The organism is Campylobacter sp. RM9328, from assembly GCF_012978615.1.
In genome coordinates this window covers 77,681-86,631 of the sequence record NZ_LIWF01000009.1, presented here as the reverse complement: position 1 = coordinate 86,631, position 8,951 = coordinate 77,681, and the positions used below count along the sequence as shown (strand labels likewise).

7 protein-coding genes and 4 tRNA genes are annotated in these 8,951 nt (G+C 38.9%); 6 read left to right on the top strand and 5 right to left on the bottom strand.

The window, feature by feature from the left end:
- Window positions 1-97: 97 nt before the first annotated feature.
- On the bottom strand, window positions 98-1,357 hold the full coding sequence (locus CCAL9328_RS07375; RefSeq protein ID WP_170000376.1) for an NRAMP family divalent metal transporter: 1,260 nt from the start codon (window positions 1,355-1,357) through the stop codon (window positions 98-100).
- Between the two features lie 212 nt (window positions 1,358-1,569).
- Here CCAL9328_RS07375 and CCAL9328_RS07370 point away from each other — a divergent pair.
- The 6 genes from CCAL9328_RS07370 to CCAL9328_RS07345 all read left to right on the top strand — a co-directional run bounded on the left by CCAL9328_RS07370 (window position 1,570) and on the right by CCAL9328_RS07345 (window position 2,960).
- Window positions 1,570-1,645 (top strand) — tRNA-Lys (locus CCAL9328_RS07370).
- Window positions 1,646-1,660: 15 nt separating this feature from the next.
- Window positions 1,661-1,736, top strand: a tRNA-Glu gene (locus CCAL9328_RS07365).
- Window positions 1,737-1,750: 14 nt separating this feature from the next.
- Window positions 1,751-1,826 (top strand) — tRNA-Val (locus tag CCAL9328_RS07360).
- Between the two features lie 14 nt (window positions 1,827-1,840).
- Window positions 1,841-1,917: transfer RNA gene (locus CCAL9328_RS07355), tRNA-Asp, on the top strand.
- 99 nt (window positions 1,918-2,016) lie between these two features.
- Window positions 2,017-2,454, top strand: a complete 438-nt coding sequence (locus CCAL9328_RS07350) for a hypothetical protein (protein WP_169938538.1) — start codon at window positions 2,017-2,019, stop codon at window positions 2,452-2,454.
- A 62-nt stretch (window positions 2,455-2,516) separates the two neighbouring features.
- Entirely contained in the window at window positions 2,517-2,960 is a 444-nt protein-coding gene (locus CCAL9328_RS07345) for a copper resistance protein CopD (RefSeq protein WP_169972457.1), read from the top strand.
- Window positions 2,961-2,995: 35 nt separating this feature from the next.
- Here the strand turns inward: CCAL9328_RS07345 and CCAL9328_RS07340 are convergent, their stop codons facing one another.
- Genes CCAL9328_RS07340 through CCAL9328_RS07325 form a run of 4 tightly spaced genes read right to left on the bottom strand, consistent with a single transcriptional unit; the run spans window position 2,996 to window position 8,949 of the window.
- A complete protein-coding gene (locus CCAL9328_RS07340; protein ID WP_170000375.1) occupies window positions 2,996-4,603 on the bottom strand; it encodes a flagellar hook protein FlgE in 1,608 nt (535 codons plus the stop codon).
- Between the two features lie 4 nt (window positions 4,604-4,607).
- Window positions 4,608-5,459, bottom strand: coding sequence for a flagellar basal body rod modification protein (locus CCAL9328_RS07335; protein WP_170000374.1), 852 nt, complete (start codon window positions 5,457-5,459; stop codon window positions 4,608-4,610).
- A 19-nt stretch (window positions 5,460-5,478) separates the two neighbouring features.
- Entirely contained in the window at window positions 5,479-6,885 is a 1,407-nt protein-coding gene (gene fliK / locus CCAL9328_RS07330; protein WP_169972454.1) for a flagellar hook-length control protein FliK, read from the bottom strand.
- A 51-nt stretch (window positions 6,886-6,936) separates the two neighbouring features.
- Entirely contained in the window at window positions 6,937-8,949 is a 2,013-nt protein-coding gene (locus CCAL9328_RS07325) for a TonB-dependent siderophore receptor (protein ID WP_170000373.1), read from the bottom strand.
- Window positions 8,950-8,951: the final 2 nt, after the last annotated feature.

The following is an 8,951-nucleotide window of genomic DNA, read 5'->3' as shown; positions in this document are numbered from 1 at the left end:
GTCAAAAAGCCGGCAAATTCACATTAATTCGTACTCAAGTTAGATATTTAAAATTTTTAAAATACATCTATCAATCTTGGACTATTGAAGTCCAAGATTATTTAAACAGTCCAAGCTCGTAAGCTATAAAGAATAATGCAAATATGCTAAGATATGCAAGTCCTGTGATTGATAGATAGTATAAAAAGCCCTTTACTTTATGTTGTCCTTTGCTTAAGACAAGGCTTAAATTTAGCCACGCAAATATCGGCGTAGTAACAAACGAAGCTATCATTGCAAATCTAACCATCGGCCCAAGGGCGTTGTTAAACATCGAAATGATAAAAAAGCCTATGACGCTTGTTATGATAACGCACAAGTTAAAATAAACAAGCTTTGTTTGATCCTTGCCTAAAACTAGCCTGATGCTTTCACAGTTTACCCTAGAATACCCATCTACAACCGTGATGGTAGTGCCAAACATACACATAAATGCTATAAATGCGATAAGCCCTCTAGCCCATTCGCCGATAGTCGCAGCATACATATTTATAAATTGATTTATATATGCCACACCTCTAGTCTCGACCTCTACTCCTGAGCCATACTGCACAAGCGCACCAAGAGCTAAAAACACAAGTGCCAAGATAGCTGTTCCCACATAGCCTACGTTAAAGTCAAGCAAGCCATCTTCGTAAGATACTCTTTTTATCTTTTTCTTTGCTATTACCCACATTGAATTAAGTGCTGAGATCTCAATTGGCGCAGGCATCCAGCCCATAAGAGCGATGATAAATCCAAGTGCTCCAAGCTGCCAAGGCGAAGGCTCTATAAAGTCAGGTGTCATAACTCCGTCAAATCCCGTCCTAGAAAATGCGATCAAAACCGCCCAAACCGTAGTTGCAGTAAGCGTTATCATGATAAGTTTTGAAACCGTATCAAGCACGCTATATCTACCTAGTAAAATGATGGCCATGCTAGCTGATAATACAACCACGCTTAGCATTGTCGTGCTTGCTTTAAACGGCAATATAAAGCTTAAAATCGCCGCTGTTATCATGCTAACAGCTGCGGTATTCACAACAGCTGCAAAGAGGCTAAGCACTAAAAATATACTGATATAAAAGCGTCCTTTTTCGTAGTAACCCGTAAGTAGGCTGTGCCCGTTATCAAGGGTGTATTGTGTGCCAAATCTAAAAAATGGGTATTTAAAAAGGTTTGCTAGTATGATAATGATAGCTAGCTGCCAGCCATATATCGCACCTGCTTGTGTGGATGCGATGATGTGCGATCCGCCTACCGCGGCCGAAGCCATAAGTATGCCAGGACCTAAAGCTCCAAGCTTTGAGCCTAGGGTAGAAATTTTCTTTTTGCTCATAGAATTACCTTTAAAATTTAACTCAAAATACACAATGAGTATAAAATTTATATTAAATTTTTTTTAAGTCTTAATAATAGCATGTTATTAGCAAAATAGTATATATTTTTTCCAAAAATTTGTAATAAAATTTCTAAATTACACATTATTTTAAATTTTCTCTTGACAAAAGATAGCGTTTTTAGTATAATCAGATTTCGTTTTTCAAAAATGTCTTGTTAGCTCAGCCGGTAGAGCATCTCACTTTTAATGAGGGGGCCGTTGGTTCGAATCCAACACAGGACACCACTTTTTCGGGTTCATGACCCTTTCGTCTAGTGGCTCAGGACTCTACTTTCTCTATGTAGAAACAGAGGTTCAAATCCTCTAAGGGTCGCCATTTATAAATTCATTGGTCGCTTAGCTCAGTTGGTAGAGCGCCACCCTTACAAGGTGGATGTCATAAGTTCGAGTCTTATAGCGACCACCATTAATTCTTTAGGTGCAGCGGTAGTTCAGTTGGTTAGAATGCCGCCCTGTCACGGCGGAGGTCGCGGGTTCGAGCCCCGTCCGCTGCGCCACTCAAATTTCCATTTTTAATAGTGTCAAAGTAAAAACAGTAGCTAGATTTTATTTTTATTGAGTATAATAAAACGATATTAAAATAAAGATTTCACAAAATGGCTTTTAAATTTAAACTACACTTTTTATCAGCATTTAGGCAGTTTTTAGTCTACCATCATAAGTCGCTTGAGTTTCGCGCGAAAGTTTTTGCGGCGATATTGTCAGCTAAATTTGAGCCAGATGAGAGTGATTTTGAAATTTTACGTAAGATAGCAACTGAAATTTACGAAAACGATGAGAGTCGAAAGGCATTTTTGCTCCAAACCACACAAGAATACATCTCAAAGGTAAAAAGAAAAGATCATTTAACTCTTGATGCTCTCTTGCTTAGCATAGATAAAGACATGAAAAAGCATCGAAGGTATGCTAGTAAGATTGATTTTGCTCATCTTCGTCGCTTGATGAATGGTCATGAGGACGAAATTTTAATCCAACAACGTGTTTATGAATTTTTAATCAACGAGGTTAAAATTTACTCCCAAAACAACACTTGAGCAATATCATTGCAAATCAGATAAAAATACTCTACAATAATCAAAAACCGATAAGGAACTAAATGCAAGCCATATATCCGTATGTCCAGCTTTTGCACGTTATATGTGCGATAATTTTTCTAGGTTACATCTTCTTTGATGTTATTATATTTTCGCGTTTAAAGGGTATTTTGGGTGATGAATTTGATAGAGTTAAAAGTGCTATTTCCAAAAAAGCTATCAAGATCATGCCATTGTGTCTTTTGCTACTGTTTTTAACCGGTGGTATGATGATGAGTACATGGGTTGGCTCAAAAGCCGGAGGGTATTTTCAAACGCCTCTTCAGCAAATTTTTATGATAAAGGTTATTTTAGCATTTGTTATAGGTGCGGGAGTCGTGATAAATTTAACTCACCGCGCACTTGGCAAGCAGCCGCCTAAATTTTTACGTGAAAATTTACATAATATCGCTTTTGTTTTTGGATTTGTCATAGTCATACTCGCAAAAGTTATGTTTATGGTATGAGGTTAAATTTGATTGATATTTTAATCAATCAAATTTTAGCTTTTCATTTGGATAGCGGTTTGAAGCATCTCATCGCTTGTTGTGATACTTTTTGAGCTAGCGTCGTAAGCCTTTTGCGTTACGATTATTTCCGTTAGTGCAGAGCCAAGATCGACGTTGCTCATTTCAAGCATATTTGATGATATCCTTGAACCGTATATAACATCTCCCGCTTTGTCTTTGTAAAAAAATGCCTCTCCGGAATTTGCTGTTGCAGAGTAGATGTTATCTCCCATTTTGGCTAGTCCTTGGTCATTTTGGAAGTGGTAAAGCGCTAGTTTTGCCACAGGAAACATCCTTGTGTTGTCAAAGATAGCCAGTATATCGCCGTTGTCATTCATCTGATAGCGTTTTAAAACGCCCTCTTCATACCCGTTTTTAGTTATGCTTATGTTTTTGTCGCTGTTTGCGGTACTTATAAGACCGTCATAGACGCTAGGATCGCCAGAGCCTAGAAAATTTAACTTAACGCCGCCCACACTTGTTAGTGTGTTTGAGACTAGTGTTCCTTGCGGACCAAAGGTCATTATGCCTTGTGATGAATTTAAGACATTGCCGTTTTTATCAGTCATCGTTGCGGTCGCGTTCCAGAGGGTTTGGTTACTTGCTTGAGGGACTTGTTTTTCTAAATTTATGGTTATTAAATTTATCGCTCCGTTTTCACCGTAAGCTTGCGTGCTAAATTGTTGAGTGTTGGCAACCTCTTTGCTCGAAAATATACTAACTTCGGTGCTTATCGTATCAAGGTCTAGGTATTTTATATCTTGATTTTCTAAGCTCCATTTGCCGTTTTTGTCAAGTTGAGTTGTAAATTCACTAAATTTACCGCTCGCATCGGCAATCTTTACCGTGACGCTATCGTTTTTCTTATATCCGGTGCGGGAGTTGCTAAGCTCAAGTGCGCCACTTATGCTTATGGTTTTTACATCTTCGTCTACACTTTGCGTGTATGTGTCTTTGCTAAGTTCGCTTTTTTCTATCTGTGTTTTTACTGTGGAGTCTAAGTTGCCTCTAAAATTTACAAGTGTTGTCGGCTCGGAAGCAAGGTATAAAAAGCTTGGTAGCTTTATGGCCGACTGTGCACTTTCAGAGCCTAAATTTAAGCTATCTATCTTAGATATCGTATAGGCATTTTGAGCACTTTGTCCGGATCCGCTAAAGGTGTTTAGCGCACTTTGGCTTGGAGTTACGGCTGATAATTCATTTATCGTGCCTAGGACAAAATTTCCAAAAGTATCGACTAAATTTCCAGCCGCATCTATGTCGAAATTTCCCGCTCTTGTGTAGTATGTTTTGCCGTATCTATCTAAAACTCCAAAAAATCCATCGCCTTGTATGGCAACATCGAAATTGTTATCGGTATTTTGATAAGATCCGTTGCTCATGTCAAGTGCAGTTGCTTGTTTTACGGCACCTAGTCCTACTTGATCGGTTGTTGGCTTGTTGCCGGCAGAATACATTATTTGATAAAGTATGCTTTTGTATTCCGGAGTAGAGGCTTTAAAACCGACGTTATTGATGTTTGAGATGTTATTTGCCCAAACATCCATGCCAAAGCTCTGGGTTTTTATCCCGGAAACACCGTTATAAAGTCCTCTCATCATGGTTTTATCCTCTGTTTAGTAGTGCATTGTATTCTGCTTCTGCCTCATCGGCTAATGCACTTTCTGTAGCTAGTGCACTTTCTGCGACACTTTGTTTAGGTGTTTGGTTGTTTGTTGAGCTTGATGATGTATTAGTTTGTCTGTTGTTTAAATTTACTTCTTCGTAATATTCTGAAACATCATCTGCGGATATGTATTCGCCTGCTATTTTTACCTGGGCTTTACCATCTACAAATTTAACGGCTTCAACAGGATATGAGCCGTATGTTGCAGTTTTAGCGTTGCCTTCGCTATCTGTGTAATTAACCTTAACGGCATATGTTCCTGTGCCGGCTTTTGTTCCGCTGTTTGTGATCAAATTCCAGTTAAAGGTATTTGTTCCGGCATTTTGCGACCCGATACTTTCGGTTCTTACGACGTTGCCGTTGGAGTCTGTTATGCTTAGCGTTCCGCCTGTGGCATTAGATGGGAAGTAGATAGGGATCGTTAAATTTACCGTTTCTTCCGTTACGCTTACTCTATCGGTGCCGATGTTTGCCATTTTTCCAAGCGCGGATAGGGCATACATGCTTGAGTTGGCTTGTAGCTGCGATACAAGTTCTTTCATGGTCGAGTTTGTGTTTTCTTGCATTTCTAGCGTGGCTAGTTGGCTTGTTTGTGTTAGCATTTTTTCCGTATCCATAGGTGAAGTCGGGTCTTGATACTGAAGTTCTGTTAGTAAAAGCTTTAAAAATGCGTCTTTGTCAAGTTGTGAACCGGGATTTGTCCCGTCTGCGCTTGCAAGTTTTGCTGCGTCTTTTTTGGCTTGTATCTTATCTGCTGTAAATTGTGTTTGAACGTCGGCTACGCTTGCCATTTTTTATCCTTTTAAATTTTTAAACATATCTTGGTATAACAAGCTCAAGCAAATTTTGTTCCGCTTCTTGTATCTCTTCACTCTCTTGTGCTTGTTTGTTTTGGTTTTTGTAGGCTTGTTGACCCTTTTCTTGTCTTTGGCTTTGGTCGTTAAAATTCATCTCAAGTTCGGTAAATCCCATATTTACAAGGCTGTTTTTAAACTCGGCTTGATTTTGTAAAAACAAATTCATTGTAGCCGTGTTTGAGTTGAAATTTATGTGCAAGTTATTTCCGCGGTTAAGCATTGTTATCTCGACTTCGCCTAAATTCATTGGATTTAACGTGATATTTACCCTTGTTAGAGGTGCTTTGTAGTTTTGAATTTGCTCTTTTAAATTTTCGCTAAAGTTGCTAAAAGTCTCTTTTACGAGAGCTTTTTCTTGCATCTGTGACCTAGCTGCGCTTGATATGTCGCGCACCATGGAGTTTAGGGGATTTTCATCTTGGATTTGAATTTCCTCGCCTTGCGCCATGCTTTCTTGCGCTAAATTTTGCTCCCTTTCAGGGTATAAAAGTGACTGTAAATTTATATTTTTTTCATTTTTTGCACTTAAATTTTGAACTGTTTTTATGGCCACTTCTTCGGTATTTGTCGTTTCTATAGCCTCATCTATCATGTTTTCTGATGTTTGCAATGTTGGCGTTTTGGTTTGTGATGTTTGGGTTTGCTGTTTTAAATTTGGTTTTACCTCTTTTGAAATTTCATGCAAAAGAGCGTTTAGCTTAACAGGCTCTGTGCTTTCATTCATGCTGATGGTTTGCTCGACTTGATTTTTAAGTTCGCCACTATAAATGTTTTGTGCTTGCGGCAACACGGGCTTAAAAAACTCCTTGTTGGCTAGTCCTTTAAACATCTCGCTTAATGTTTCTACATCGTCGTTCGTGATAGTGAGATTTTCAAGTCCAAGGTCAAATTTCTTAGCAAGATCAAGTAGATCCGTGATACTTTTTGCCTCGCTAAGCTCTTTTACGTTTGCGCTATTTGATAAAAATGCGGCTATTTTATCGCTAAAATTTGGGAATTTGCTTATCTGCTCGCCACCGTTTAAAATTTCTAAAACTTGCAAAAGCTGCATGAAATTTGCATTTTCATAAAGTTCATTTTTGGTGGTTTCGTCTAAGTTTGCTAGGTCGGTTAGAATTTTATTTTGCTCTCCGACTTGTGTTTCTTCTTGAATTCTTATCTTGTCATCTATTGTTTTTACGATCTCTTTGACATCTTTTTCGTTTATACTTTCGCCTTTGTTAGCTTTGTTTGACGCAGCGTTTAGTATCATAGATAAGAACTCGCTATCCTCTTTGTTGTTACTTTTAGAAGAGGTTTGCTTTTTAGTCGGTGCAACGTTAAGCAGGTCTATGGGGTTGCTTGATTTTAGGGTTTGCATATCTTGCCTTTGTTTATTTCTAAAAGCAGATATGCAAAATTTGTTCCAAAATTAGAATTTGTATTTAGCCGTAAGAGTAGCTCTTAGTCCTTCTCCGTAGTAAGCCCAGTAGTTTACGGCAGAAACATACTCTTTATCCGTTAAATTTGTCGCGTTAAGTGCGAAGTCCCATTTTTTATACGTGTATCTGATCATGGCATCAAGCAAGGTGTATGAAGGAACTTTGTAGTCAGGATAGTATTGGTTATCTACCGTGCTACCCACATAGCGTAGACCGGCTCCTGCCTTGATAGTTCCTAGCTGACCCAGTTCAAATTTATACGTTAGCCAAGATGAAAGTGTGTCTTTTGGCATCATTTTCGTTCTTATGGTTTGTGTTGTGCTAAGGTCGGTTTTCGTGCTGTTATAGTGAGTGTATGATAGTAGCCAGTTTAAATTTTCAAGTAGGTTTACATTGGAACTAAGCTCAAAGCCTCTTGAAATTTGCTTACCAACCTGTCTACCAAATGCGCTTCCATCTGCAATATTTGAATTCTCAAGCTTTGCATCAAAGTAAGAAGCCGTAATTTCCGCATCTATGAAATTTGGCAGATATTTTACGCCGACTTCAACTTGTTTACCTTCAAGAGGCTTAGCGTTGCCGTAGTTATCCGTAGCCGTTGGTGGCGTAAATGACTCAGAATAGTTTGCAAACGGCATAAGTCCTAGCTCCTCAAATACATACATCGCACCTAGTGAAAATGTCGTTTGGTTGATCTTTTTGCCGTTTAAGCCCGTGTTGTTCATATTAACGGTTGTCTTTGTTTTATCGTGACGGATGGCACTTGTTAGGATCAAGTTGTTGTAAATTTTAGCCTCATTTTGTAGATAAAAGCCGACTTGGCTTTGGTTGAGATTAAAGCCCGGCACTATAGGGCGTGCTTGATAAATTCTAGCAGGATTGTATTTGTTTAATGGGCTTAACATGCCGTCGCCGTAAAAACCGCTACCTTTCATTTTACGATAGTCTATGCCAAAAATTACCTTGTTTTCAAAATTGTCGCTTTTATAGTCATACGCTAAGCGATTATCAAATGTATGCGTTTTTATAACCGCATCAGCTACGCTTCCGTATGGTTGTGCTACGCCTGGCGCGCTATCAAAAAAGTAATACGCACCAAAATAATCCTTATCTTCTTCTATAAATTTATAACTTGAAGTAAAATTTAGACTGTCGTTAATGTTATGAGTTAGCTCATATCCTGCCGTGTAGTAATGACGCTCAAGGCTATCGTTTGTGGCACCATAGCTTGTGCTAGGGCTTATCTTGCCATAACCCTCGTTTACGAGTGTGCCTTTAACGGAAAAAAACGGTTGTGAACCGGTGCCCTTATCTTTTGTGTATGATGTAAGTAGCGTAAGAACGGTTTCATCACCAAGCAAGAACATCAAACTAGGAGCTATATAGTAGTGTTCGTTTGTTACGTAGTCTATTTCGCCGTCTTTCTTTTCATAGTCGCCGACTAAACGAAATTTAACTCTATCTGTATAAAGGTTGTCGCTTGCGTCAAAAAATACACCGCGTTGGTTTTTGCTACCAAGTTTAAATCCAACTTCCGCAAAAGGTGAATTTGTAGGACGTTTGCTGATTAAATTTATAATACCGCCGGCATTTGACGAGCCAAAAACGGTAGAATTTGCACCTTTAAGGATCTCTATGCTTTCATAGCCGTAAAGATCCGGTTGATAGCCAAAATACCCGCCCTTATACGGGCTTGAGCCGTCAATCGTCATTGTCGCGTCAAAGCTACGTATTTTAAGCCACTCTGCACTTGTATCTATGTCAGCGCCGTAAAGCTGACCTACCGCACCGCTTTCATACTTTATGGCTTCATCAAGTCCTTGTGCGCCTTTTTCTTCCATCTGTTCTTTGCTTATAACAGATGTTGAGCTAGGCGACATATACTCGACTTTGCCGCTTCCTTTAGCCACTGAGCCGACTATGGATACTTCATTAAGCACAACATTTTCCGCCGCTAGGGCGCTTATAGCTGGTAGGCTTAAAAGCCAAACAAATTTTTTCATTT

Coding starts and splice junctions, on each gene's coding strand:
- CCAL9328_RS07375 (WP_170000376.1), bottom strand. CDS start 1,357: ATGAGCAAAAAGAAAATTTCTACCCTAGGCTCAAAGCTTGGAGCTTTA.
- CCAL9328_RS07350 (WP_169938538.1), top strand. CDS start 2,017: ATGGCTTTTAAATTTAAACTACACTTTTTATCAGCATTTAGGCAGTTT.
- CCAL9328_RS07345 (WP_169972457.1), top strand. CDS start 2,517: ATGCAAGCCATATATCCGTATGTCCAGCTTTTGCACGTTATATGTGCG.
- CCAL9328_RS07340 (WP_170000375.1), bottom strand. CDS start 4,603: ATGATGAGAGGACTTTATAACGGTGTTTCCGGGATAAAAACCCAGAGC.
- CCAL9328_RS07335 (WP_170000374.1), bottom strand. CDS start 5,459: ATGGCAAGCGTAGCCGACGTTCAAACACAATTTACAGCAGATAAGATA.
- fliK (WP_169972454.1), bottom strand. CDS start 6,885: ATGCAAACCCTAAAATCAAGCAACCCCATAGACCTGCTTAACGTTGCA.
- CCAL9328_RS07325 (WP_170000373.1), bottom strand. CDS start 8,949: ATGAAAAAATTTGTTTGGCTTTTAAGCCTACCAGCTATAAGCGCCCTA.